Genomic DNA, 23,997 nt, shown 5'->3' on the forward strand with positions numbered 1-23,997 from the left:
TGCGCTGCTTCCAGGAGCGAACGGCCTCCCCGGTAACCGGGCTAAACCTTACCTAAATCTCCAGATCGAACATACAAGGAGCGGCTTTAGCCGCGATCGAGCGTGCCACCATCGGTCGCCGTATCGCGACTGAAGCGGGGTGCCGCCCAGTCGCTCCTACCGGGCAATTTGGCGGCGGTTCTTTCAGGCGGCCTTGCGGTGGCGGATCAGGTCGCCCAGACCCACCTTGGTGAGCTGCAGATCCAGGTAGGAAGCGATCACCTCGCCGTTGTCCATGGCCAGCACCTCGTTGAGCAGCCGGCGCAGGAAGCCCATGTTCACCTGGCGCACCGCCGCCTTCACCCGCAGCAGGTTGGAGGCGTTCATGGACAGGGTGTCGTAGCCCATGGCCAGCAGCAGCAGGGCGGTGCTCGGATCGCCGGCCATTTCGCCGCACACCGACACCGGCTTGCCCTCTTCGTGAGCCTGCTCGACCACGTGCAGCAGGGCGTGCAACACCGCCGGATGGCAGGAGTTATAGAGGTCGGACACCTGGCGGTTATTACGGTCCACCGCCAGCAGGTACTGGGTCAGGTCGTTGGTGCCCACGGACAGAAAATCCACCCGCTGGGCCAGGGCCCGGGCCTGGTACACCGAGGCGGGCACCTCGATCATCACGCCCACCGGCGGCATGGCCACGTCCACCCCTTCCTCGCGCACTTCCAGCCAGGCGCGATGAATCAGATGCTGGGCCTCCTCGGCCTCGATCACGCTGGTGATCATGGGCAGCATGATGCGCAGGTTATCCAGCCCCTCGGCGGCCTTCAGCATGGCGCGCACCTGCACGATGAAGATTTCCGGGTGGTCCAGGGTAAGGCGGATGCCGCGCCAGCCGAGGAAGGGGTTTTCCTCCTCGATGGGGAAGTAGCTGAGCGCCTTGTCGCCGCCCACGTCCAGGGTGCGCATGGTGACCGGGTGCGGAGCGAAGGCGGACAGCTGCTCGCGGTAAATCAGACGCTGCTCTTCCTCCGAGGGGAAGCGGTCGCGCACCATGAAGGGAATCTCGGTGCGGTACAGGCCCACGCCTTCGGCGCCGCGCTCGATGGAGCGGTTGATGTCGGTCATCAGGCCGGTGTTCACCTGCAGGCGGATGCGCTGGCCGTCCTCGGTTTCCGCCGGCAGGTCGCGAAGTTTTTCCAGGCCCGCCAGCAGGTGGCGTTCCTCGGCGATGATGTCCTGGAACTGCTCCTTGAGCTCCGCGGAGGCGTTGGCGATCACCCGCCCGCGGAAACCATCGACGATCAGCTCCTTGCCGTCCAGCTTCTTGAGCGGCAGGTTCTGGGCGCCCACCACGGTGGGAATGCCCATGGCGCGGGCGACGATGGCCATGTGCGAGTTGCGCGAGCCGCGCGTGGTGGCGATGCCGACGATGTTCTCCTGGGGCAGCTCCATGAGCATCGGCGCGGACACGTCGTCGCCCAGCAGGATGCAGTGCTCCGGGAAGGTGATGCGCCGGCGGCTGCGGCTTTGCAGCTGCCCGAGCACCCGCCGGCCCAGGTCGCGCACGTCGGCGGCCCGTTCCCGCAGGTAGGGATCGTCCATCATCTCGAAATTGTGCACGTGGGCGTCCACCACCATGCGCAGGGCACCCTGCACCCAGTGGCCCTCGCGAATGCGCGCCACCACCTCGGCGGGCAGGGCGTGGCGGTCGAGCATGCGCAGGTAAACGTCGAACAGGGCCTGCTCCTCGGCGCCCAGGCTGGTCTTGGCCCGCTCCGCCAGGTCGCGGATTTCCTGGCGCACCCGCACCAGGGCCTCGTCGAGCAGGGCGATTTCGGCGCTGATGTCCTCCGGTTCCCGGTCCGGCACCGCGGACAGGTCCGCCTCCGGGAACAGCAGCACGCCGGTGCCGATGGCGGCGCCGGAGGCTCCAGGCTGGCCATCGTGGAAGCTGGGCAGGTCCTCGTGGGCGTCCAACTGGTCGAACAGCACCCCGGACGCGTGGGCGTGGGCGATCACCGCCGACAGCTGGGCGGAGATGGTGACCAGGAAGGCTTCCTCGCTCTGATCGAAGCGGCGCGCGTCGCGCTGCTGCACCACCAGGATGCCGAGCACCTCGCCGTGGTGCATCACCGGCACGCCCAGGAAGGCGTGGAAGGGGTCCTCGCCGGTCTCGGCCAGGTAATGGAATTTGGGGTGGGCGAAGGCGTCCTCCAGGTTGATGGGCTCCTCGCGCAGCCCCACCTGCCCCACCAGCCCCTCGGAGAACCCCAGGCTGACCCGGCCCACCGCCTCGCGCTTGAGGCCCTCGGAGGCCATCAGCACGTAACGTTCCTCGGTGTTGTCCCGCAGGTAGATGGAACACACCTCGGTGCCCATGGCATCGCGCACCCGCTGGGCCATCAGGTCCAGGGCGGAGCGGATGTCCGGCGCGTTGTTCACTTCCTGTACGATGCGCCGCAGGGTGTCGAGCATGGGCGTTGTTCTCCTTTCGATGTCCGGGGTCGCTAGCGACGGCCACGCAAGGCCGGTGCCAGTTCCCTGAGCGCCCGGGCGTAGACGCCGCGTTTGAAGTGCACCACCTTGCGGATCGGGTACCAGTAATTGACCCAGCGCCAGTCCTGGAACTCCGGCGCCGGCGAGCGCCCCAGGTCGATGGCCTCGTCCTCGGCGTCCAGGCGCAGCAGGAACCACTTCTGGCGCTGGCCGATGCACACCGGGCGGTTACGCGGCGGACGCAGGAAGCGGCGTGGCAGACGGTAGGTCAGCCATCCCTCCGTGGTGGCGAGCACGCTGACGTGCTCACGCAGCAGGCCGGTTTCCTCTTCCAGCTCCCTGAACAGGGTGTCCTCGGGGCTTTCGCCGGGCATCATGCCGCCCTGGGGAAACTGCCAGGCGTCCCGGTTGCCGATGCGGCGGCCCCAGAACACCCGGCCATCCGGGCCGGCGATCACGATGCCAACGTTGAGCCGATATCCTTTCTCGTCGATGATGCCTGTCATTGCCTTCAATCCCATGGCGCGGCACGGGGCTGGCGAGAAACCGCCGAACCCAGCCGTACAGGCGCGCAATATTGCCATTAAACCTTGTCGGCCCGGCGCCAATCAATCGACTGCCTTCCCCGGGCGCCTCTGGTAAGCTACGGCGCGCACGCGAATACCGGGAGCCCCTTGCATGACACTGGCCATTTTCGACCTCGACAACACGCTGATCGCCGGCGATTCCGACCATCAGTGGGGGGACTTCCTGGTCCGCCGTGGCGAGGTGGACGGCGAGCGCTACCAGGCCGCCAACGACCGCTTCTACCAGGATTACCTGGACGGCAGTCTGGACATCTTCGCTTACCAGGAGTTCGTGCTCTCGGAACTCAAGGGCCGTCCGCTGGACGAGCTGGACGCCCTGCGCCAGGCCTTCCTGAAGGAGGTCATCGACGCCCTCTGGCTGCCCCGCGCCGAGGCCCTGGTGGCCGAGCACCGCGCGCGCGGCGATACCCTGATGATCATCACCGCCACCAACGACTTCATCACCGCGCCCATCGCCGAGCGGCTGGGCGTGCCGCACCTGATCGCCACCCGCGCGGAGCGCGACGGCGACGGCCTTTACACCGGCCGGGTGGCCGGCGTGCCCAGCTACCGGGAAGGCAAGGTGGAGCGCCTCGCCCACTGGCTGGGCGACCACGGCGAGAGCCTGGCGGGCAGCTGGTTCTACAGCGACTCCCACAACGACCTGCCGCTGCTTGGCAAGGTGGACAACCCAGTGGCGGTGGACCCGGACCCGACCCTGGCGCGGGCCGCCCGGGAGCGCGGCTGGCCGATCCTGTCGCTGCGCGACCAGGCCGACGCCGGAGCGGCCTCGTGAAACGGCTGCCGGTCCTGGCCCTGGCGCTGGCCCTGGCGGCCTGCGACGCGCCCCAGCAGGAGAGCCCGGCCCCCGCCGCGCCGGAAGACGCGGCCCCGGACGGCGCCGGCGCGGACGCGATATCACTGAGCGACGCCGACGGCGCCGGTGCCCTCACCGAGCGGCAACGCGCCTGGGAGGAAGCCCTGGACGCCCTGCTCGAGCAGCCGGACGCCGACACCCTGGCCACCGCCCAGGGGGCCTGGGAAGGGCTCTACCGGACCTTTAACCGGCACTGGCTGGCGCTGGCCGCGAACGCCTGCCAGAACGGCGCCGGGGACCGCCTGACGCGCCTGGACGCCTGGCCCTTCTATCCGGCCTACGTGGACGGCCTGCCCGCCTGGCCGGATTCCGGCATCGTCAACGATCCGGCCCTGGAACTGACCGCCGCCAGCCTGCGCCGGCAGCAGGGCGCCACCACCGACGGCGAGGTGGCCCTGGGCTTTCAGCCCCTGCGTTTGCTGGTGTCCGGCGTGCCGGACGCGCCGCGCCAGCCGGCGGATTTCCAGGCCGGCTCCGCCACCCCGGCCGCCGCCGGGGACGGTGGCGAAGCGCCTCCGGCGGTGGACGCGCCGGCCCGCCGGCGGACCTACCTGCGCCTGGCCGCCGACCAGCTTGCCGGGGATCTGGCGGCGCTTTCCGGTGACGCTCCGGTGGGGGCGGTGGCGCTGCAATGCGCCCTGGAGCGGCTCGACCGGCGCCTGGCGACCCTGGAGAGCCAGCGCGGCGCCACCGACCCGGAGGCGGGCCTGTACCTGCCAGCGCGCAGCATCGAGATCATCGACGCGGCCCAGCCCGCGGCCACCCTGGAACAGCTCGCCGCGGAGGCCAACGGGCCGCTGCGCGGGGCACTGGAAAACGCCGAGCCCGGCTTTCAGGCGGCCCTGGATCAAGCCGTGGAAGAGAACGACTGGGCGCCACTGCGAGCCTGGCTGAGCCAGAACAACGGCAGCGGCACCGGCGGCCCCGCCGCCGCGATTCGCGGCTAGACGCCGAAGTGGGCGATCACTCGCCCCGTATGCGCTGCACGATGTGGGTGGTGGAGATGTTCTCGGCGAAGTCAAGCACCTCGACCCGGCCGCCATGGGCCTGCACGATGGGCGCGCCCACCACCTGGTCCACGGTGTAGTCGCCGCCTTTCACCAGCACGTCCGGTTTGATCTTCTCCAGCAGCGGCTCCGGGGTGTCGGTGTCGAACGCCACCACGTAATCCACCGCCTCCAGGGCCGCCAGCACCGCCATGCGCCGCTCCAGCGGGTTGATCGGCCGGCCCGGGCCTTTCAGCCGCTTTACCGATTCGTCGCTGTTCACCGCCAGCACCAGCCGGTCGCCCAGACGGCGGGCGGAATCCAGGTAGCCCACATGGCCGGCGTGGATGATGTCGAAGCAGCCGTTGGTGAACACGATGGTCTCACCCTGGGCGCGGGCGTCCTCGATGGCCAGCAGCAGCTGCTCCTCGGTCATGGCGCCGCGCCCCGGGCCGCCGGTCTGATGCACCGCCCGGCGCAGCTCCGGGGCGCTGACCACGGCGGTGCCCAGCTTGCCGACCACGATGCCGGCGGCGATGTTGGCCAGGGCCACGGCGTCCTCCAGGGGCGCGCCGGCGGCCAGGGCCACCGCCAGGGTGGAAATCACCGTGTCGCCGGCGCCGGTGACGTCGAACACCTCACGGGCATGGGTGGGCAGGTGGCGTTCCGGCTGGCCGGCGCGCAGCAGGGTCATGCCGCGCTCGCTGCGGGTCACCAGCAACGCCTCCAGGTCCAGCTCCGCCATCAGCGTCTGGCCTTTCTCCGCCAGGGTCTTCTCATCGGGCACCGGGCCCACCACCGCCTCGAACTCGGACAGATTGGGGGTCAGCAGGGTGGCGCCCCGGTAACGCTCGAAATCGCTGCCCTTGGGGTCCACCAGCACCGGCACGCCGGCCTCCCGGGCCAGCCGGATCAGCCCCGGGCAGTCACGCAGGGCGCCCTTGGCGTAGTCGGACAGCACCAGAGCGCCGCAGCCGGCCAGGCGCGCGCCCACCCGCTCGGCGAAGGGCGCCGGGTCCTGATCCAGAAAGGATTCCTCGAAATCCAGCCGCAGCAGTTGCTGCTGGCGGCTCACCACCCGCAGCTTGGTGATGGTGGGCAGGCCCGCCACCTTCTGGAAATCGCAGGTCACGTCGGCGGCGGCCAGGCGCTCCTGCAGAATGCCGGCGGCTTCGTCGTCGCCGGTGACGCCCACCAGCTCGGCGCGGGCGCCCAGGGCGGCCATGTTCAGGGCCACGTTGGCGGCGCCGCCGGGACGATCCTCCAGGTCGGTGACGCGCACCACCGGCACCGGGGCTTCCGGCGAGATGCGGCCGGTGGGCCCGTGCCAGTAGCGGTCGAGCATGACATCGCCGGCCACCAGGACCCGCGCCTGGCCGAACGGAGGGATCTCCAGGTTGGGCATCGCCCTACTCCATCTAGGCTCATGATAGCCGCGAAGTGTAGCATAGCGGTGGATGCGGGCAGCCGGGCTGAGTACACTTTCCCGCTCGCCGACGCGGGCGCGCCGCGCCGGCCGGTTGTTGCATATCGAACGGGACGGAACTCTATGACGGCATTGCGCCACAACGCGCAGCAGGGCAGATGGTTGAGACTGTGGCTGACGGTCTCCTTCGCGGTGATGTTCACCGGCCCCTTCCTGTTCCACTCCCGGGTGGCCCTGCTCAACGTGGTCGACGTGCTGTTCTTCGTGCCCTCCCTGACGCTGCTCACCCGCGCTTTGGTGAGCGGTGACCGCAAGCTGCTGCTGGACCCCTGGCTGGCGCCACTGTACGCCTTTCTGGGCTGGACCCTGTTGACCATGCTGTGGGCCGAGGACGTGAACGCCTCGCGCACGGTGCGCGCGGTGGTCCAGGTGGTGATCCTGGTGGGCATGCTGCGCTGGCTGCACCTTTATTACCGCAATACCCTGAAGCTGTCCCTGGCCAATGGCGCCATGACCGCCATGGTGGTACTGGCGGTGATCATGGTCAGCTATTACACCATTCAGCCCCTGGACAGCCCGCTGTTCAGCGAGCCCGCCAGCCTGATCTTCAACCTGCCCCAGCCCGGGCCGCTGATCAGCACCATGGGGCTGGTGGCGCCGTCGTTCATTCTGCTCGCCCAGGCCCTGGACGAGGGCTTCACGCCCAAGGGCGCGCGCCGGGGCGCCGGCGCCCTGGTGGGCTTCACCTTCCTGGTGGCGGTGCAGCCCCACACCGGCATCATGCTGCTGGTGATGGCCCTGGGCTGGGTGCTGCTGCGCTACGGCCAGCGCCTGCTGGCGGCCCTGGCCGGCGCCGTCGCCCTGTACCTGGCGCTGGACTTCGAGGTGCTGCGCCAGGCTCAGATGTATTTCAGCCACCCGATCTTCGGCAACGGCTTCAGCCAGGAAGGCGGCGATTCCCTGCTGGAGGGCATTCCCGAGGGCCTGCGCGTGCTGCCCCACCCCAACAACATTCTGCTGGCGGTGATCCACAGCACAGGCCTGATCGGCCTGGTCCTGTTTCTCGCCGCCTGGGCGGTGCCCGCCTGGAACCTGCCGGACAGCGACCAGAAGCACCGCGAAGGCGCCGTCTTCCTGGTCAGCCTGCTGCCCGGCCTGCTCACCATGCTCAGCGCCGGCGCCTACCTGCTGGTGCCTTTCCACCCCAGCTGGATGTGCCTGTGGCTGCCTCTGGGTCTGATGCTGGCCAGCCTCAGCCACCGCGACTCGCGGCTTCCGCCGCTCCGCTAACGCATGGGTAAGCGCCGCCAACGCTCCGCGCATCCCGCCGACCCGCGCCTGTGGCCCACACGCCTGGGGCTGGCACTGTTCTGGCTGATCGGCCAGCTGCCCTGGGACCTGCTGCTGGCCGCTGGACGGGGCCTGGGCCGACTGGCCTGGTATCTGGCCCGGGACCGGCGCCGGGTCACGCTGATCAACCTGAAGCTGTGCTTCCCGGAACGCTCCGAGGCGGAACGCGAGCGCCTGGCGCGCCAGGTGATGATCAGCACCGGCGAGGCGATCCTGGAAATGGCCGGCAGTTTCCATAACCAGCGCATCGACCTGGGCAAGCGCCTCACCGTCACCGGCCTGGAACACCTGGAAGCCGCCCGCGCCGAAGGCCAGGGCGTGCTGCTGCTGGGCATGCACTTCAATTCCATCGATGTGGGCAGCCGCCTGCTGGGGAAATTCTTTCGCTTCAGCGTGGTCTATCGTCCCAACGACAACCCCCTGCTGGATAAGCTGATCTCCGAGGGGCGGGGCGCCTGGGTGAACCATTCCGTGGACCGCAACGACCTGCGCCAGACAGTGCGACTGCTGCGCCAGGGCGAAGTGGTCTGGTATGCGCCGGACCAGGACTACGGCACCCGGCACGCGGTGTTCGTGCCCTTTTTCGGCGTGCCGGCGGCCACCATCACCGCCACCAGCCGCATCGCCAAAATGGGCAAGGCGGTGGTCATCCCGTGCGCTCATTACCGGCTGCCCGGGGGACGCTACGAAATCGAGTTCGGCGCGCCCCTGGAGGATTTCCCGGGCGGCGACGACGAGGCGGATACCGCGCGCATCAACCGCACCATCGAACACTATGTGCGCAAGCACCCGGAGCAGTACCTGTGGGTGCACAAGCGCTTCAAGCACCAACCGGACGGGCGCTCCCCCTACCGCGCCTGACATAACAAAAGTATGGCCATGACAGGCACTGAACGACCGAGCCCGCTAACTCCCATGGAGTTCCTGAATGACTAGAAAAGAAAAACTGCTGCTGGTGTGGATGACGGTGTCGTTCTGCCTGTTCTTTGGCGGTTTATTGATGTTCGACCGCCGCCCCAGGCTGCTTAACGTACTCGACGCCCTGTTCTTCGTGCCGGCGTTCATCTACGCGGCGCGGGTGCATCTGGACGATGTGCTCGGCTTCCTCAAGCGCAACCTTTGGCTGCTGGTGTTCCTGGTGTTCGCCACGGTCTCCACCTTCTTCGCCGATCAACCCAACCTCACCCGCTTCACCCGCGCCTTCTTCCAGATCTTCACGCTGTTCGCCTTCAGCCAGGCGATCCTGCGTACCCATGCCACCCTGTTCTGGCGCGCCTTGCTGCTGGGTATCCTGTTCGGCGCCCTGGTGGCGATGGTGGACTTCTACTGCTACTACTTCATTGTCGACCGGCCGTTCTCGAGCCAGCTTTACGGCAACTTCGAGGTGTTCCACATCAACCGGTTCATCACGTTGTCCACCAACCAGTTGTACGCCAGCATGTACTTCGTGACGTTGCCGTTCTTCGCCTTCCTGGCCGCGTCCCGCCTGCCACGGAGCCTGATGGTACGGCTCGCTCCCTATGCCGCCACGCTGATGATCGTCGTCTACCTGATCGCCAATCAGCGCCGCTCCACCCTGGTGGCCCTGGTGGCGGGCTGCCTGATCCTGCCGCTGGTCACCCTGAAGAAAAAGCTGATCGTGCCGCTGGTGCTGGTCGGCGTGATCATCGGGTCGATCTTCGTGATCAGCCCGGACATCATCATGGAACGGGGCGCCAGCAACCGCTTCGCGATCTGGACCGAAACCTGGCACGCCATCACCGAGCACCCGGTTCTCGGCCATGCCATGGCCGGCGAGATGCCGGACATCCACATCATCCGACCGGACAACGGCAAGCCGGATGTGTACAGCCACCCGCACAACTATTACCTGTCGCTGCTGTATTACCTGGGCTTCGCCGGGCTGCTGCTGTGGACCCTGATCTGGCTGCCCGCCGCCTTGCGTAGCCTGCGTGGTGAGCACCGGGCCCATCTGGCCCTGGCGGCGCTGGCCACCGGCCTCACCGCGGTGCTGTTCGACGGCGTCCATCCCTATACGCCCTTTATGTACAATTGGCCCAGCGTTTGGATTCCCATGGCCCTGCTGGTCGCCTGCACGCAGCGAGACCAGCGGGCCCGACCCACACCGCCGGGAGACGGGCACGCGGATGCGCGAGAGTGAACACTTCAAGGCACTGCAACGCCATCTGACCGATCGCCGGTCGCGGCTGGACCGCGCCGTCTGGTGGCTGCGCGAGAGCCTGCGCGGCCTGCGGGCACGGTTGCGGGCACGGCGCGATCACGGCGCGCCGACTCACTGTGACGTGCTGTTGATTCATCCGTCCGAGAAATCCCGCCGCCAGGGCCGCAAGAACGCCTTGCTGGAGGCCCTGCGCCGGGCCGGATTGCGTGTCGAGGAAACCGTGGCCGGGGACGACCGCGCGGCGTTGCGCCGCCGCCACCTGCGGCCACCGCCACGGCCGGTCCCGGCGCCGCTGTACACCAGCGCCGCCCGGGCCGCCGATCTGTTGGCGCGGTACCGGGCCCCGGTGATCCTCACCGAACGCAACGGCTGGCCGGTGAGCACCTTCCTGCGCGCCTTCCGCCCCCCGGAAACCCGCGTTCTGCATCTGGCCCATGGCATCCTCAGCGACCAGTCCAGCAAGCTGCGCTTTCACGATTTCGACTATTACGCGGTGTTCGGCAACAGTTCCCTGGAGTATCTGTGCCGTGGCGAGCCCGGGTTCGGCCGCACCGACGTGCTGTTCGCGGGCCCCTATTTCCCGCTGCCCGCGCCGCGCACGCCGGCCACCGCCCCATCAAAGGCGCTGTTGTTTCTTGGCGCCGGCCCGGACGAGGAGGACAGCGACGGCTACCGGCACAGTTGCGAACTGGCCCGCCAATGGCTGGCGGCTCACCCGGACTGGACGCTCTGGGTTCGCCCGCACCCCCGGGGCAGCGGCCAGCCCTGGCGGACCTGGGCGGCGGACAATGCGGCGGTCCGCCTGCGGCCGGAGGGGGAATCCCTGAGCGAGGCAATGGCGTCGATCGCTGCGGTCTGGAGCGGCTATACCACCGCCATCATCGACTGCGCCGTTGCCGGCGTGCCGGTCATCGTGCTCGGGCAGCACCGGGATTACTTCGAGTGCGAACGCTTCGGCGTGCCCCGAGTGACGGACCAGAAGGGGCTGGAGGCGGCGATGGCGTCACTGGACGGCGGCGCGGCGGATTGGGCGGCCACCCTGGCCGCCTTCGCCGGACACCATATCGAGTACCGCGAGCAGCCGGTGGCGAGCCTGGCGGAAACCATCATGACCCTGGTCGAGGGCCGCCCTCCGGCGCCCGCCGCGTCTCTGCCCGAGGCGCGCGCCGCCGAGCTTACCGCTCGGAAAACTGCGACCAGTTAGCCTCGAAGCGGCGGCGTTCCCGGGCGCCTTTGCGCGCCGCGCGGCGCCGCCAGGGGCTGAAGCCGGCGCCGTCCAGGTCGATGAAGGCGGGCGCGTCGGCGTCGTCCACCAGCACGTTCTGAGCCTTGGTGTCGCCGTGCCAGAAACCGGTGCGGTGCAGCCGGTCCAGCCACAACAGCACGGTGGGGGCCACCCGCACGGCCCGTTCCCGTTGCTCCTCCATGAGCCGGCTGAGCGGCTCGCCGGGCAGGCGCGGGAAGGCGATCACCGCCTGGCCGTCCGGGCAGCGGCGCAGCATCACCGGGCGCGGCGTGGGCACGCCGAGCAGGGCCCAGGTCCAGCCCATCACCCAGGACACGTCACCGCGCCCGCGGAAGAAACAGCGCCGCAGGCGGGCCTTCCAGCCGGTTTCCCGGTAATGCTTGATGATCCAGCGGTCGTCACCGTACACGCTGATGCGGCTGCCTTGCTTGATGCTCGGCAACGACGCCGGCTCGCGGAGCGCGTCGGCGAGGGCATCGCGCTCGTCGTCGGCCAGGGCGCGGCGGTACAACCAGTCCTCGTCGTTTTCGCTCCACACACCAATGGCGGAGGATTCCCGGCGCCACTTTCTCATCGCGCTGCTCAGCCGGCGGTTGCTGCGCCGTCGCACCATGGCGGCCAGCGGCGCCGGGCTGATGCCGGTGCGGCGCAGGCGCTCGGCGACCTTCTCCATCAGGGCGTCGCGAAGATCCAGGGGCAGCTGGGCACAGAACAGCGCCAGGTTGTCGAGGATCGCCGGCTCGGCGCGCAGGCCGCCGGGCAGGGGCGCCATCTCGCCGGCGTCGATGACCAGGAAGCGTTCTCCGTCGTACAGGAAGTTGTCCAGGTGCAGATCGAGCTGGCGCAGGCCGGCCTGGTAAAGGCTGAACAAACTGTCCAGCAGGTCCTCGCCGAGCGCCACGCCCTGCTCGCCGCGCAGGGCCGCCTGGCCGGACTGGCCGGACACCCAGTCGGTGACCAGCACGGCGCCATGGCTGTCGAAGCCTTCGTAAAGCAGCGCCGGCACCGCCAGGCCGGCTTCGATCAGTTCCCGGTGGCGGGCCACTTCCCGGCGCGCTTCGTCCTGGTGGCCGGCGAAGAACAGCTTGGCGAACACGGTTTCGCCGCGCCACTGGGCGCGCACCGCCAGGCGCCGCCCGGGCAGGTGGCGCAGGATCGCCTCGGCGCGCAGCGGGCGGCTGCCCACGGAAACGGTGAACAGCCCGGCCGTGCGCCAGTCGCGGCCGGCCAGCTCGCGCCAGTCGTCGTAGGTGGGAATATTGTCGTCGCCGTTCAAGTCCGGTCCCCGGTCCCTCGGATGAAGCTGGCAAGATAGCGGCGCAGGTAGCGCGGATGCAATGCCTGGCGCCAGTCGGCGCGCAGGGCGACACGGAAAAAGCGGCGCACCAGGTCCGGGCGGCGGTGACGGTCGGCCAGTTTGAGCAGGGAAATCGCCCGGCGGGCGCGATAGCGGCGCCGGTCGCCGGCGGCCCATGCCGGCAGGCCGTTGTCATCGAAAATCATCGCTTCCAGATCCATGCCCACCGCCAGGGCGGCGTCCAGATCGTGGCGCATGCTGTCCGGGTGCTTGTGGATCACCGCCACCGGTTCCGGGCTCACCGCCACCGGGTAGTTGGCCAGCACATGGGCGAACACCGGCAGGTCCTCGGTGTGGCGCAGGGCCGGGTCGTAGGCGGTGCGCGCGAACAGGTCCCGGTGCATGGCGCAGGCGCCGTTGGAGAGCGTCAGGGTCTTGTCCAGGTAGGCCCGGAAGTTGCGCCGAGGGTCGTCACTCACCGGCGGCGGCGTGATGCGATCCCGGCGCCGACCGTCGTCGGCCAGGTGGCCGCCGATGATCAGCCGCGCCGCCGGCGCGGCGGCGATGGTCCCGGCCAGCCGCGCCAGGGCGCCGGGGCACAGTTCGTCGTCGGCGTCCAGGAACAGCAGCCAGTCGTGGCGCGCCTCCTTGAGGCCCCGGTTGCGCACCGCCGCCAGGCCGGCGTTGGCCTGATCGATCACCCGGAACGGTCCGGGCAGCCGCCCGGCCAGCTCCGCCAGCACCCGATCGGTGTCGTCGGTGGAACCGTCGTTGATCACGATCACCTCGAAGGGGGCGTACTCCTGGGCCACGGCGGAGGCCAGCGCCCGTTCGATGACGTGGGCGTAGTTGTAGGCCGGAATGACGACGGAGAAACCGGGGGCGCCGCTCATATGTCCTTGCCCGGATGTTCGCTGAACGGCAGCGGGAAACCCGGCTCCTTTTCGAAGTAGCGGCGGTAGATGCGCTCGCCTTCGTGGCGGCTGGCGTCCAGCAGCCGGGCCTTGTCCGGCAGGGCGTCGCGCAACGGCATGTTGGTGTAGGCGCGCACGAAGCGCAGCAGGTCGCGGCGGGTGAGGCCCAGCCGCGCGGTGGAGAAGTACAGGCCACCGATGTCCTTGACCCGCCAGCGGCGAGGTACCCGGGCACGCACCTGGGAGCGGTGCAGGTCGATCAGATGCAGCGGCGCGGTGGCGTCGTGGCGCTCCACCGCGGAGCGGGCAATCAGGAAGTGCCCCAGGTAGAAGTCCCGATGATTGACGCCGGCGTCGTGCATGGCCTTGGCGATCTCGCCGACGCGGCGGATCAGCGCCCATTTGAAGGGCGCCGGGCCGGGTTCGGTGCGCCAGCGCTCGCCCAGCTCTTCCAGGCTGACGGTGTGCATCAGCTCATCGGTGACCAGGAACGATTGGCGCCGGGCCGGGTTGCCACCGCGCTGGCCGTAGCCGGCGATGCTGAGGGTGGCCACGCCGGCGTTTTCCAGGGCGCGAATGGCGCGCACCTCGGACAGGGCCCCCAGAATCGGCAGCTTGGCCTGGCTCAGATTCTTGAAGATTTCCTGCCAGCCGATGCCGGCGTGGTACTTGAGGAAATAGTGCCGGCCGCCGGCCTCGAAACGCAGCGTGCGCCGGCCCTCGCGGGCGCGGAACACATCGCCGCGCTGGCGCGCCGCCTGCTCGAAGGGGTCCAGGCCGTCCCAGGCCCGGGCCAGGTCGTCGCGCAGGTAAAGGGTCATCGCGGTTCCTTTTGTTCGGTGGCGTCCTGTTCGATGGCGTCCACGGCGCGGTCCACCAGGCCATATATGTCGGCGTCGGCGGCGAAGTGCCGGCCCTGTTCCCGCCAGTGATCCCGGGGGCGCGCCAGCAGGTCGGTGGCGGCCGCCGCCAGTTCCTCGTCGCCCGGGTCGTCCAGCACCCGGCCCAGGCCACCGTCACGGATATAGCCGGCGTAGCCGCAGGCGCGGGTGGTCAGCACCGGCAGGCCGGCCACGGCGGCTTCCAGCAGCACCGTACCGGTATTCTCGGCGTAGGCGGGGTGGAGCAGCAAATCCGCCGACCACAGCCAGTCGGGCACGTTGTCCTGGCCGCCCATGAAGCGCACCCGGTCGTCCACCTTGAGGCGCCGGGCCAGGCGCCGGTAGGGCCCGGCGTTGTCGTCGCCGACCACGAACAGGCGGGTTTCCTCCGGCAGCCGGGCCAGGGCGCGGATCGCCCGGTCCAGCCCCTTGGTGCGGAACCCGGAGCCCACGAACAGCAGCATGGGCGTGGTTTCACCGATGCCCACCTCGGTGCGCAGGCGGGCGCGGCGCAGGGCATGGTCCTCCGGCAGGGCGCGGTCCCGGCGGATGCCCGGCGGCAGATCCACGAAACGGTGGTCCGGGGTGCCGTAATGGCGTTGGTAGAGGGCCCGTTGCAGCGGCGAGATGGAAAGCACGCCGGTGCCCGCCGCCGGGTCGAACACCGCCGCTTCCATGGCCAGCTTGCTGCGGTAGCGCGGCAGCCAGCGACGCGGCCCCCGGTAGCGGGCCGCCAGGCAGCCGTCGGCGGCGTAGTACCAGTCCAGGCCGGGCATCTTGTTGAAGCCCACCACCCGGTCGAAGCCGGCCAGCCGGTCCCCAACCGCCGCCACGAAGGCGGCGTCGCGGCCGTGATTGCTGCGCGCGCCCACCTCCAGGGTCTCCACCCGGGGCGAGGCCGGGCGTTCGGCGTGCCAGGCGCGGGTGAACACCGTCACCTGGTGGCCGCGCGTCTCGGCGGCCTCGGCGATGGCCAGCATGTCGCGCTGCAAGCCGCCGTAGGGGAAGTACTCGAACAACAGGAACGCCAGCTTCATGGCCCGCTCACCTCGATCAGGCGCTGCCAGACCCGGTGCGGCTTGAGGCTGGAGAAACAGGGCGGCTCCACGCCCTGGCCCAGGCTGCCCCGGTAGGTGCATTTCTCCTGGACGCAGGGCGCGCAGGGGAACTCCGCCGCCAGGGAGCGGGCGCGGGGGCCCCAGACGCCGGTGAGACGCGGGTCGGTGGGGCCGTACAGGCCCACGCCGGGCAGGCCAGCGGCGGCGGCCAGATGGGCCAGGCCGGTGTCCACGGCGATGAAGGCGTCCCAGTTGAGCAGCTTGTCGGTGAGCGCCGACAGCGACAGGCGCGGCAGCACGGTGACGCCGTCCAGGTCCCGGGCCAGCCGTTCCGCCCGGGCGTGCTCCGCGTCGTTGCCCCAGGGCAGGTGCACCCGGTGGCCGGCGGCGGCGGCTTTCTCCGCCAGGGCCCGCCAGTAGGCCTCCGGGTAATGCTTGGTGGGCCAGGTGGTGCCGTGGCAGAACACCAGGTCGGCGCCGGGCTCGGTGAGCGGGCGCGGCGTGTGCTCGCGGACCAGGCCGTAGTCGGGGTCGTCGTCCGGGAGCGGGTAGCCCAGGGCCAGGGCGAACAGGGTGCGCACCCGGGTCACGGCGTGACCGCCACGGGGCACGGGCAGTGGGTGGTCGAGCACCCGGGCTGACAGGCCCTCGCGGGCGGAGATACGGTCCAGGCCATACTTGGGCCCGTGGGCCAGGCGGGTGATGAAGGCGCTCTTGATCAAACCCTGGGCATCGATAACGGCGTCATAGCGGCGCGCCCGCAGGGCTTCCTTGAAGCGACCCCACTCACCGCTGCGGCGGGCGCGCAGCGGGTGGCGGCGCCATTCGCGCAGCCGGCTGGGCAGCACCCGGTCCACCGCCGGGTGGCGACCGGCCAGATCGGCGAACGGCGCCTCCACCACCCAATCCACCCGCAGGCCCGGCAAGGCGGCGGCGGCATCGGTGAGCGCCGGCAAGGTGTGGATGACATCGCCCATGGACGACGTCTTGATCAGAAGAACATGCATGCTGTGTCTACGATTGCCGCTTTTTCGGGGCCAGTTGCCGAAGCAGCCTGCGGTCGTCGGCCTTCAGCCGGGGCCGGCCCAGGTAAGCCCGCAAGAAACGCAGGCGATCGCGCAGGCTCACGCCCTGACTGCGGCGAGACAGACTCTCCATGTCCCGCAACCGATGGGCGGCACCGGCGGAATGGCGCGCCTTTTCCAGATCGATGAAGCGTACATCAAAGCGCCCCAGACTGGGCCGCCAGGCGACAAAAATATGTTTGGGATACAGGGTGCCATGGGCCATGCCACGGCTGTGCATATACCGCAGAGCCTCCGCCACGTCCTGCAGCAACCGCCAGCGCCGCACCCGCGAAAGCGCCTTGAGGTCGAGGCGGTCCAGGCTCTCGAAGCCGTCCAGCCCCAGGCTCACCAGCACCGTGTAGCAGTGCCCGTCGGCCGCCATGCGGCTCTCAAAGAACAACGGCCGGGCAACCGGGACGCCCTGCTTCAGGCAATCCACCAGGGCACGGAACTCCTTTACCAGGGTGGGCTCCCCGTGCAGCGGGTGAACCACGCTGCGGCGCAACTGATCACATTGACGCTTGATGTAGAGGCTGTGCGGATGTCCCTCGGCGTCGGCCAGCCGCACCCGATAAACGCTCATCTCACCGCCGTAGCGACGGTTGGGTTCATCCACCAGCTCGGCATCCGGCAACGTCCACCAGGCGTCCAGATCATTGAGGCCCAGAGTCAGCAGAACGGTACGCCAGTCGCTGGCGATGAAACTTTGCGATTTCACGGTCGGCTCTCTCCAACGCTCACCCCCTGCAGAGCGGTGATCACCCTGCCCGGCTCCAGCTGGCGCAGGCAATTCAGGTGGCCCAGGGGGCACTCGCGCTGGAAACAGGGGCTACAGTCCAGCCCCAGACGCTCGATGGCCACCCGTTCGCCGAGCGGCGGCGTAAAGCCCGGAGAAGTGGAGCCATACACCGCGACAAGAGGCCGGTTGAGGGCGGCGGCGATGTGCATCAGCCCGGAATCGTTGCTGACCACGGCATCGGTGGCGGAGAGCAGATCCACCGCCTGCTCCAGGCTGGTGGCGCCGGCCAGGATGCGCGCCTCGCCCCGTTGCTCTTCGGGCAGATCGGCGATGATGGCGTCCGCCACCGGCCGGTCCTTGCCGGAGCCGAACAGCCACACCCGGCCGCCCTTGCCGATCCAGTCCCGGGCCACGGCGGCGTAGTGGTACTCCGGCCAGCGCTTGGCGGGGCCGAACTCGGCGCCGGGGCACAGGCCCAGCACCGGCCGGTCGGCGGCCAGATCGTGCTGTTCGCGGGCGGCGGCCACGGCGTCCGGGTCCACTTCCAGGTGCGGAGGGCGGATCTCGTCCAGGGCCGGCACCGGCCCGTCGGCGGCCCGGGCCAGGGCCACGAAACGCTGCACCATGAGCGGGTAGCGTTCCTTGTCCAGCACGCGCACGTCGTTGAGCAGGCCGTAGCGCATTTCCCCGCGCCAGCCGGTGCGCCTGGGCACCCGGGCCCAGAACGGCAACAAGGCGGACTTCAGGGAGTTGGGCAGCACATAGGCGTGGTCGTAGCGGCCGCGCAGGGCACGGCCCTCGGCGCGGCGCTGGCGTAGCTTCAGCTCACCATGGCCGAACGGCAGATCCAGCGGCCGGCGCACTTCGGGCATGCGCGACAGCAGGGGCCGGCACCAGGCCGGCGCCAGCACGTCGATGTCGCAGTCGCCCTGCCGCTTTAGCTCGGCGAACAGCGTCTGCGCCATCACCATGTCGCCGACCCAGGAGGGGCCGACCACCAGAATGCGTGGGCGCGCCGGATCCGTCACTCGGTTCAGGACACGTAGGTGAGCCAGTCCTGGTGCTGGTCGGACTTGCCGCGCACCAGATCGAAGTACACCGACTGCAGTTCCTCGGTGATCGGCCCACGCTTGCCCTCGCCGATGATGCGGCCGTCCAGCTCACGGATCGGGGTTACCTCGGCGGCGGTGCCGGTGAAGAAGGCCTCGTCGGCGATGTACAGCTCGTCCCGGGTGATGCGGCGCTCACGGACCTTGTAACCACGCTCCTCGGCCAGCTCGATGATGCTCTTGCGGGTGATGCCGTCCAGGCAGGAGGTCAGTTCCGGAGTGTGCAGCACGCCGTCGCGGATCACGAACACGTTCTCGCCGGAGCCTTCCGCCACGTAGCCTTCGTTGTCCAGCAGCAGGGCCTCGTCGGCGCCGCCGGACAGGGCTTCGTTGAGCGCCAGCATGGAGTTCATGTAGCTGCCGGAGGACTTGGCCTTGCACATGGTGATGTTGACGTGGTGGCGGGTGTAGCTGGAGGTGCGCACCTTGATGCCCAGTTCCAGCGCTTCCGGCGACATGTAGGAGGGCCATTCCCAGCCGGCCACGGCGACGTGCACGGACAGGCCGTTGGCGCGCAGGCCCATGGCCTCGCTGCCGTAGAACACCAGCGGACGCAGGTAGGCGTGCGGCAGCTTGTTCTCACGGATCACCGTGGTCTGGGCGTCGTTGATCTCCTGCTTGCTGAACGGCATCTTCATGGACAGGATCTTGGCGCTGTTGAACAGCCGGTCGGTGTGTTCCTTGAGGCGGAAGATCGCCGGGCCGCGGTCGGTTTCGTAGGCCCGCACCCCTTCGAACGCGCCCATGCCGTAATGCAGGGTGTGGGTCAGCACGTGGATCTTGGCGTCGCGCCACGGAACCAGCTCGCCGTCCAACCAGATAACACCGTCTCTATCAGCCATGGACATGGCAGTCTCTCTCCTCATTCAAATAGGGTTAGGCGTCCGCAAACCATTGTTCCCAGATCGTCCGAACCCCCTCCCGCAGATCGCGGAACTGGGTGTCGTCGACGATGGATTTTTCCTTGCGCAGCGAGGCGCGATGAGCCGCGGACCGGTAGGCCAGGTAGGCTTCCCGCAGCAGGCCGGCGTCCTGAGCCGGCATCAATTCCAGGGCGGCGAGGGTTTCAAGAAGCCGCACATTGTCGGTGAAACGGGTCAGTTCACCGTGGGAGGAGGCCCATCTAAGTACACCATATTGCACCATAAATTCGATATCGACGATACCTCCCGGATCCTGCTTGAGATGGAACCGGCCGGGCTGGCGGGCGGCCAGGTGGTCGACCATCTTCTCGCGCATGGCCAGCACCTCGCGGCGCAGGGTATCGGCGTCCCGGGCCTGGCACAGAACCTCGTGGCGGATGGCGTCGAAACGCTCCCGGGCGCGGGCGCAGCCGGCCACCACCCGGGCGCGCACCAGGGCCTGGTGCTCCCAGGTCCAGGCGTCGTGGAGCTGGTATTTCTGGAACGCGTCCATGGACGACACCAGCAGGCCGGCGCTGCCGCTGGGACGCAGCCGGGTGTCCACCTCGTAGAGCTGGCCGCTCATGGTGCGGGTGGAGAGGATGTGCACGATGCGCTGGCCCAGACGGGCGTAAAACTGCTCGTTGGAGACCGGCTTGTCGCCGTCGGTGCTGCCGCCGGAGGCGGCGTCGTGCAGGAATACCAGATCCAGGTCGGAGTTGTGGCCCAGCTCGATGCCGCCCAGCTTACCGTAGCCCACCACCACGAAATCCGGGTTGCAGGGCTGGCCGTCGGTGCGCTCGGGACGCCCGTGGCGCTCCACCAGGGGCTCCCAGGCCAGCAGCACCACCTGGTTGAGAATCGCCTCGGCGAGCCAGGTGAGGTAGTCGCTGACCTTCATCAGCGGCAGCACCTCGGTGACCTCGGAGGCGGCCACCCGCAGCAGATGGGCCTGCTTGAAATTGCGCAGCACCTCCATTTGCTGTTCCAGGTCGTCCTCGGCCACGCGCAGCAGTTGCTGGCGCAGCTCGTCGTCGAGCTGGGCGCGGTTGGGCGGTGAATACAGAGTGCTCACGTCCAGCAGTTCGTCGAGCAGCACCGGGTGGCGGGCCAGACGCTCGGCGATCCAGGGACTGGCGCCGGACAGCTTGACCAGCTGGGTGAGCGCGCCGGGGTTTTCCACCAGCAGGGCGATGTAGGCGCTGCGCCGCGCCACCGACTCGATGAAGGCCACCAGCCGTCCGGCGGTGACCTGGCCGTGGCCCTGGTAGCCCAGGGCCTCCAGCAGCAGCGGCATGAGCCGGTCCAGGCGCTCACGGCCGATGCGCTGCATGTTCATCACCGCCCGGGACTCACGCAGGGTTTCCAGGGCCGCCAGCACCTCCTCGGGCTCCTGGACGCCGACCCCGGCCAGGCGCGCCACGGCGTCGTCCCGGTCCAGCTGGCCGAGCCACAGGTCGAGCAATTCCTGGTCGCCCTCGGACACCTCGGTTTCTTCCTGGGGATCGGCGATCACCTGGCTGAAGTGGAAGCGCACCTGCTCGCGGTGGCGGCGCAGGGCGCGCTCGAAGGCCGGGCGGGCGGAGAAATCCATGGCGAAGGTGAGGCGCTGCCAGCCCAGCTCATCGTCGGGCAGGCGCTGGGTCTGGCGGTCATCCACCGCCTGCAGGCGGTGCTCCACGTCGCGCAGGAAGACGTAGGCCTCGCTCAGCTCGGTGACCACGTCCTCGGGCAGCATGCCCTCCTCGGCCAGGCGCGGCAGCATTCTGATCAGGTTGGGCTCACGCAGGGCCGGCAGCTGGCCGCCGCGAATCAGCTGGAACGCCTGGACGATGAACTCCACCTCGCGGATGCCGCCGGCGCCCAGCTTGACGTCCGCCTGCATGCCCTTGCGGTTCACCTCGCGCTCGATCAGGGCCTTCATTTCGCGCAGGGATTCAAAGGCGCCGTAATCAATGTAGCGCCGGTAGACGAAGGGGTTGAGCCGCTCGATCAACCGCCCGCCGGCGTCCAGATCGCCGGCCACCGGGCGCATCTTGATCAGGGCGTAGCGTTCCCATTCCCGACCCTGGTTCTCGTAGTAGTGCTCCATGGCGTCGAAGCCGATGGCCAGGGCGCCGCTCTTGCCCCAGGGGCGCAGCCGCATATCCACGCGGAACACGAAACCGTCGGCGGTGTTCTGGTCGAGCACCTTGATCAGCTGCTGGCCCAGGCGCAGGAAGAACTGGTGGTGGGTCAGATTGCGGCGCTCGCCGGGGATCTCGCCCTCGTGCTCGTAGGCGAAGATCAGGTCGATGTCCGAGGACAGATTGAGCTCCCGGGCGCCCAGCTTGCCCATGGCCAGCACCACCAGCCGGACCGGGTCGCCGTTCTCGTCCCGGGGCGTGCCGTTGCGCTCGCAGGCCCAGCCGTGCAGGCGCTCCAGGGCAGTGTCGATGAGGGTATCGGCGAGCAGGGACAGGTCCGCCACGGTGGCGTGGTAGTCCGCCAGGCCGGTCAGATCCCGCCAGATCAGGCGCACCATGTGGCGGTGCCGCAGGCGGCGCAGGGCGGCCTTCAGGGCGTCCTCGTCATCGCAGGCCATCACCGCCGCGCGCACCTGTTCGCCCAGTTCGGCGCGGTCCAGCCGTCGCCGCAGCGGGCTGGCGGCCAGCCATTCGCCCAGGCGCGGGTCGCGGATGAATTGCTCGGCCACGTAGTCGGAGCCCGCCCAGACACGGGGCAGGTCGTTCAACAGGGCGTCGGGGAGCGCGTGGCCCACCTCCTGGAAACGCTGCCAGTGCCGGGTTACCAGCACGGAGAGTTCGTCGGGCAGGCTCGAATAGTCGGGATCGGTCATGGTGGGCTATTGTCCACGGCCTTGAGGGGAAAGGGCAATGGGAAGATAAACCCGATACAGGATGAAGGATTCAGGATACAGGCGCGGGTGGGCGCGGCACGAGAGCGGAGGCCCTGCCCGCGCCCGAACACCAGGGCCTTTTTACCCTGCATCCTGAACCCTGTATCGGACGGCCCACGGCCGTCAGAGCAGCACATCCTGGGAGGGCGTCACCCGCATCACTTCCTCGATCGTGGTAAGCCCCCTGGCGACCTTCCGCGCGCCGCTGATGCGCAATGGCTTCATGCCGTTCTTGACCGCCTGGCGGGTCAGGGTCTCCAGATCCTCGCCCCGGCCCACCATGCCCTTGAGGGCGCCGTTGAACGGCATGGTCTCGTAGACCCCCATGCGGCCCAGGTAGCCGGTGCCCCGGCATTCCAGGCAGCCCACGGGCTGCTGGACGGTCTCCGGCATGGCCATCTTGAACGGACGGACCAACTCATGCCAGGCGTCCGGGTCGGGCGTCGCCGGCGCCTTGCAGTGCGGACACAGGGTGCGCACCAGCCGCTGGGCCATGACGCCGATCACCGTCGCGGAGATCAGATAGGACGGCACGCCCAGGTCCGCCAGCCGGGTGATCGACGAGGGCGCGTCGTTGGTGTGCAGGGTGGACAGCACCAGGTGGCCGGTGAGCGCCGCCTGGATCGCCATGTCGGCGGTGGCCAGGTCGCGGATCTCGCCGATCATGATGATGTCCGGGTCCTGGCGCAGCATGGCCTTCACGCCCTGGGCGAAGTCCACCTCGATGTTGGCCTGCACCTGCATCTGGTTGAAGCTGGGCTCCACCATCTCGATGGGGTCCTCGATGGTGCAGACATTGACCTCGCTGGTGGCCAGTTGCTTGAGGGTGGAATACAGGGTGGTGGTCTTGCCGGAGCCGGTGGGGCCGGTGACGAACACGATGCCGTGGGTGTGGGCGGTCATCGCCCGCCAGTGCTCGTGGTCCTCGCGGCTGAAGCCAAGCTGGGCGAAGCTGCGCACCAGCACGTCCGGGTCGAAGATACGCATCACCATCTTCTCGCCGAAGGCGGTGGGCAGGGTGGAGATGCGCAGTTCCACCTCGTCGCCGTCCGGGGATTTGGTCTTGAGCCGGCCATCCTGGGGTTTGCGCTTCTCCGCCACGTTGAGCCGGGAGAGGATCTTCAGGCGGCTGGTGACCGCCGCCATGATCGCCGCCGGCAGCTCGTAGACGTCGTGCAGCACGCCATCGATGCGAAAGCGCATCCGCCCCTGATCCCGGCGCGGCTCCAGGTGAATGTCGCTGGCGCGCTGGGAAAAGGCGTACTGCAGGATCCAGTCGACGATGTTGACGATGTGCTGGTCGTCGGCGTCGTGGTGGCCCTTGCCCACTTCCAGCAGTTGCTCGAAGTTGGTGATGTTGGAGAGTTCCTGGCCGCCGGCCCGGGCGGCGCCGGCGATGGAGCGGCTCAGGTTGTAGAACTCGATGCGGTAGCGGCGCAGCTGCTCCGGGTTGGCGAACACGGTCTCCAGCTCCCGCTCGCCAAGCACCTGGCGCAGGTGCTCCCGCCAGTCCAGCTTGAACGGCTGGTCGCAGGCCACCACCACCCGGTCGCGCAGGCTTTCCAGGGCGACGATGCCATGGCGCTCGGCGAAGGCGTAGCTCATCACCCGGGTGATCCGGTCCACATCCACCTTGAGCGGGTCGATGTGGTAGAGCGGCAGGCCGCTCTTCTCCGCCAACCATTGCGACAGGAACTCCACGTCCAGCACCCGCTGACCGTGGCTCTGGTCCACCAGCCGGTACTTGGCCACCACTTCCAGCGGATGCCAGTTGAGCTCCTTGTTCTCCCGCGGGGTGGTGGAAATGACATTGAAGTCCTCGCGGCTGACGCGCTGCTCATCGAGCAGCTCGCGCATCACCCAGCGGACGTCCACTTCCTGGCCCTGGCGGTGCGCGGGCACGGCGGTGACGGACACGGTGTTCCCCCCTGCGTTCTTCGGTTTCACGCCACTGTAGTCCGCGCCGGGACTTGCCGCCATCCCCGATTCGTCGGAATCTGAACCGGTCCCGGTGGCGCCCGCC

The 23,997-nt window shown here is 68.9% G+C and carries 19 protein-coding genes; 6 read left to right on the top strand and 13 right to left on the bottom strand.

Annotation, left to right across the window (positions count from 1 at the left end; all coding sequences use genetic code 11):
* Positions 1–183 precede the first annotated feature (183 nt).
* The gene (ptsP, locus tag HMJ39_RS05040; protein ID WP_161384649.1) at positions 184–2,454 is read right to left on the bottom strand and encodes a phosphoenolpyruvate--protein phosphotransferase; all 2,271 of its coding nucleotides are present in this window, start codon (positions 2,452–2,454) and stop codon (positions 184–186) included.
* A 32-nt stretch (positions 2,455–2,486) separates the two neighbouring features.
* Entirely contained in the window at positions 2,487–2,981 is a 495-nt protein-coding gene (locus HMJ39_RS05045; protein ID WP_161384650.1) for an RNA pyrophosphohydrolase, read from the bottom strand.
* A 172-nt stretch (positions 2,982–3,153) separates the two neighbouring features.
* On the opposite strand from HMJ39_RS05045, the gene HMJ39_RS05050 reads away from it, so the two are divergent.
* Positions 3,154–3,837, top strand: coding sequence for a histidinol-phosphatase (locus tag HMJ39_RS05050; RefSeq protein ID WP_194296504.1), 684 nt, complete (start codon positions 3,154–3,156; stop codon positions 3,835–3,837).
* Positions 3,834–4,865: an imelysin family protein gene (locus HMJ39_RS05055; protein WP_194296505.1), complete on the top strand. Its 1,032-nt coding sequence runs from the start codon at positions 3,834–3,836 to the stop codon at positions 4,863–4,865. Before HMJ39_RS05050 ends, HMJ39_RS05055 begins: the two co-directional genes overlap by 4 nt.
* 16 nt (positions 4,866–4,881) lie before the next feature.
* On the opposite strand, the gene hldE is transcribed toward HMJ39_RS05055, so the two are convergent.
* Positions 4,882–6,309: a bifunctional D-glycero-beta-D-manno-heptose-7-phosphate kinase/D-glycero-beta-D-manno-heptose 1-phosphate adenylyltransferase HldE gene (hldE, locus tag HMJ39_RS05060; RefSeq protein WP_194296506.1), complete on the bottom strand. Its 1,428-nt coding sequence runs from the start codon at positions 6,307–6,309 to the stop codon at positions 4,882–4,884.
* 144 nt (positions 6,310–6,453) lie between these two features.
* Between hldE and HMJ39_RS05065 the strand changes: the two genes are divergently transcribed.
* The 4 genes from HMJ39_RS05065 (at position 6,454) to HMJ39_RS05080 (ending at position 11,066) form a co-directional block, all read left to right on the top strand.
* Positions 6,454–7,620 (top strand): hypothetical protein, encoded by a 1,167-nt coding sequence (locus HMJ39_RS05065; RefSeq protein ID WP_194296507.1) that lies wholly within the window; start codon positions 6,454–6,456, stop codon positions 7,618–7,620.
* Positions 7,621–7,623: 3 nt separating this feature from the next.
* Positions 7,624–8,541 carry an LpxL/LpxP family Kdo(2)-lipid IV(A) lauroyl/palmitoleoyl acyltransferase gene (lpxL, locus tag HMJ39_RS05070; protein WP_194296508.1) on the top strand — a complete coding sequence of 306 codons (918 nt, stop codon included), beginning with the start codon at positions 7,624–7,626 and terminating at the stop codon, positions 8,539–8,541.
* A gap of 67 nt (positions 8,542–8,608) precedes the next feature.
* Complete coding sequence (locus tag HMJ39_RS05075; RefSeq protein WP_194296509.1) at positions 8,609–9,841, top strand: O-antigen ligase family protein; 1,233 nt, start codon at positions 8,609–8,611, stop codon at positions 9,839–9,841.
* On the top strand, positions 9,828–11,066 hold the full coding sequence (locus HMJ39_RS05080) for a glycosyltransferase family protein (RefSeq protein ID WP_194296510.1): 1,239 nt from the start codon (positions 9,828–9,830) through the stop codon (positions 11,064–11,066). Before HMJ39_RS05075 ends, HMJ39_RS05080 begins: the two co-directional genes overlap by 14 nt.
* Here HMJ39_RS05080 and HMJ39_RS19030 read toward each other — a convergent pair.
* The 10 genes from HMJ39_RS19030 to HMJ39_RS05130 form a co-directional block, all read right to left on the bottom strand.
* Positions 11,038–12,384 (bottom strand): protein kinase family protein, encoded by a 1,347-nt coding sequence (locus HMJ39_RS19030; RefSeq protein ID WP_194296511.1) that lies wholly within the window; start codon positions 12,382–12,384, stop codon positions 11,038–11,040. The two genes, HMJ39_RS05080 and HMJ39_RS19030, sit on opposite strands and share 29 nt — an antisense overlap.
* Entirely contained in the window at positions 12,381–13,298 is a 918-nt protein-coding gene (locus HMJ39_RS05090; protein WP_194296512.1) for a glycosyltransferase family 2 protein, read from the bottom strand. The genes HMJ39_RS19030 and HMJ39_RS05090 overlap by 4 nt, the downstream gene beginning before the upstream one ends.
* Complete coding sequence (gene rfaP, locus HMJ39_RS05095; RefSeq protein ID WP_194296513.1) at positions 13,295–14,140, bottom strand: lipopolysaccharide core heptose(I) kinase RfaP; 846 nt, start codon at positions 14,138–14,140, stop codon at positions 13,295–13,297. The genes HMJ39_RS05090 and rfaP overlap by 4 nt, the downstream gene beginning before the upstream one ends.
* A complete protein-coding gene (locus HMJ39_RS05100) occupies positions 14,137–15,237 on the bottom strand; it encodes a glycosyltransferase family 4 protein (protein ID WP_194296514.1) in 1,101 nt (366 codons plus the stop codon). The genes rfaP and HMJ39_RS05100 overlap by 4 nt, the downstream gene beginning before the upstream one ends.
* Complete coding sequence (waaC, locus tag HMJ39_RS05105; RefSeq protein ID WP_194296515.1) at positions 15,234–16,265, bottom strand: lipopolysaccharide heptosyltransferase I; 1,032 nt, start codon at positions 16,263–16,265, stop codon at positions 15,234–15,236. The genes HMJ39_RS05100 and waaC overlap by 4 nt, the downstream gene beginning before the upstream one ends.
* A gap of 7 nt (positions 16,266–16,272) precedes the next feature.
* A complete protein-coding gene (locus HMJ39_RS05110; protein ID WP_194296516.1) occupies positions 16,273–17,043 on the bottom strand; it encodes a lipopolysaccharide kinase InaA family protein in 771 nt (256 codons plus the stop codon).
* Positions 17,040–18,092 carry a lipopolysaccharide heptosyltransferase II gene (waaF, locus tag HMJ39_RS05115; protein ID WP_256244570.1) on the bottom strand — a complete coding sequence of 351 codons (1,053 nt, stop codon included), beginning with the start codon at positions 18,090–18,092 and terminating at the stop codon, positions 17,040–17,042. Before waaF ends, HMJ39_RS05110 begins: the two co-directional genes overlap by 4 nt.
* Positions 18,093–18,097: 5 nt before the next feature.
* On the bottom strand, positions 18,098–19,021 hold the full coding sequence (locus HMJ39_RS05120; protein ID WP_194296517.1) for a branched-chain amino acid transaminase: 924 nt from the start codon (positions 19,019–19,021) through the stop codon (positions 18,098–18,100).
* Between the two features lie 28 nt (positions 19,022–19,049).
* Positions 19,050–21,914, bottom strand: a complete 2,865-nt coding sequence (gene glnE / locus HMJ39_RS05125; protein ID WP_194296518.1) for a bifunctional [glutamate--ammonia ligase]-adenylyl-L-tyrosine phosphorylase/[glutamate--ammonia-ligase] adenylyltransferase — start codon at positions 21,912–21,914, stop codon at positions 19,050–19,052.
* Between the two features lie 183 nt (positions 21,915–22,097).
* Positions 22,098–23,831, bottom strand: coding sequence for a GspE/PulE family protein (locus HMJ39_RS05130; RefSeq protein WP_194296552.1), 1,734 nt, complete (start codon positions 23,829–23,831; stop codon positions 22,098–22,100).
* Positions 23,832–23,997 lie beyond the last annotated feature (166 nt).

Source organism: Alloalcanivorax profundimaris (assembly GCF_015265435.1).
GTDB classification, from domain to species: domain Bacteria; phylum Pseudomonadota; class Gammaproteobacteria; order Pseudomonadales; family Alcanivoracaceae; genus Alloalcanivorax; species Alloalcanivorax profundimaris.

Coding starts and splice junctions, on each gene's coding strand:
- HMJ39_RS05120 (WP_194296517.1), bottom strand. CDS start 19,021: ATGTCCATGGCTGATAGAGACGGTGTTATCTGGTTGGACGGCGAGCTG.
- hldE (WP_194296506.1), bottom strand. CDS start 6,309: ATGCCCAACCTGGAGATCCCTCCGTTCGGCCAGGCGCGGGTCCTGGTG.
- HMJ39_RS05075 (WP_194296509.1), top strand. CDS start 8,609: ATGACTAGAAAAGAAAAACTGCTGCTGGTGTGGATGACGGTGTCGTTC.
- HMJ39_RS05065 (WP_194296507.1), top strand. CDS start 6,454: ATGACGGCATTGCGCCACAACGCGCAGCAGGGCAGATGGTTGAGACTG.
- HMJ39_RS05090 (WP_194296512.1), bottom strand. CDS start 13,298: ATGAGCGGCGCCCCCGGTTTCTCCGTCGTCATTCCGGCCTACAACTAC.
- rfaP (WP_194296513.1), bottom strand. CDS start 14,140: ATGACCCTTTACCTGCGCGACGACCTGGCCCGGGCCTGGGACGGCCTG.
- HMJ39_RS05080 (WP_194296510.1), top strand. CDS start 9,828: ATGCGCGAGAGTGAACACTTCAAGGCACTGCAACGCCATCTGACCGAT.
- HMJ39_RS05045 (WP_161384650.1), bottom strand. CDS start 2,981: ATGACAGGCATCATCGACGAGAAAGGATATCGGCTCAACGTTGGCATC.
- ptsP (WP_161384649.1), bottom strand. CDS start 2,454: ATGCTCGACACCCTGCGGCGCATCGTACAGGAAGTGAACAACGCGCCG.
- lpxL (WP_194296508.1), top strand. CDS start 7,624: ATGGGTAAGCGCCGCCAACGCTCCGCGCATCCCGCCGACCCGCGCCTG.
- HMJ39_RS05100 (WP_194296514.1), bottom strand. CDS start 15,237: ATGAAGCTGGCGTTCCTGTTGTTCGAGTACTTCCCCTACGGCGGCTTG.
- HMJ39_RS05050 (WP_194296504.1), top strand. CDS start 3,154: ATGACACTGGCCATTTTCGACCTCGACAACACGCTGATCGCCGGCGAT.
- glnE (WP_194296518.1), bottom strand. CDS start 21,914: ATGACCGATCCCGACTATTCGAGCCTGCCCGACGAACTCTCCGTGCTG.
- waaC (WP_194296515.1), bottom strand. CDS start 16,265: ATGCATGTTCTTCTGATCAAGACGTCGTCCATGGGCGATGTCATCCAC.
- HMJ39_RS05130 (WP_194296552.1), bottom strand. CDS start 23,831: ATGCGCGAGCTGCTCGATGAGCAGCGCGTCAGCCGCGAGGACTTCAAT.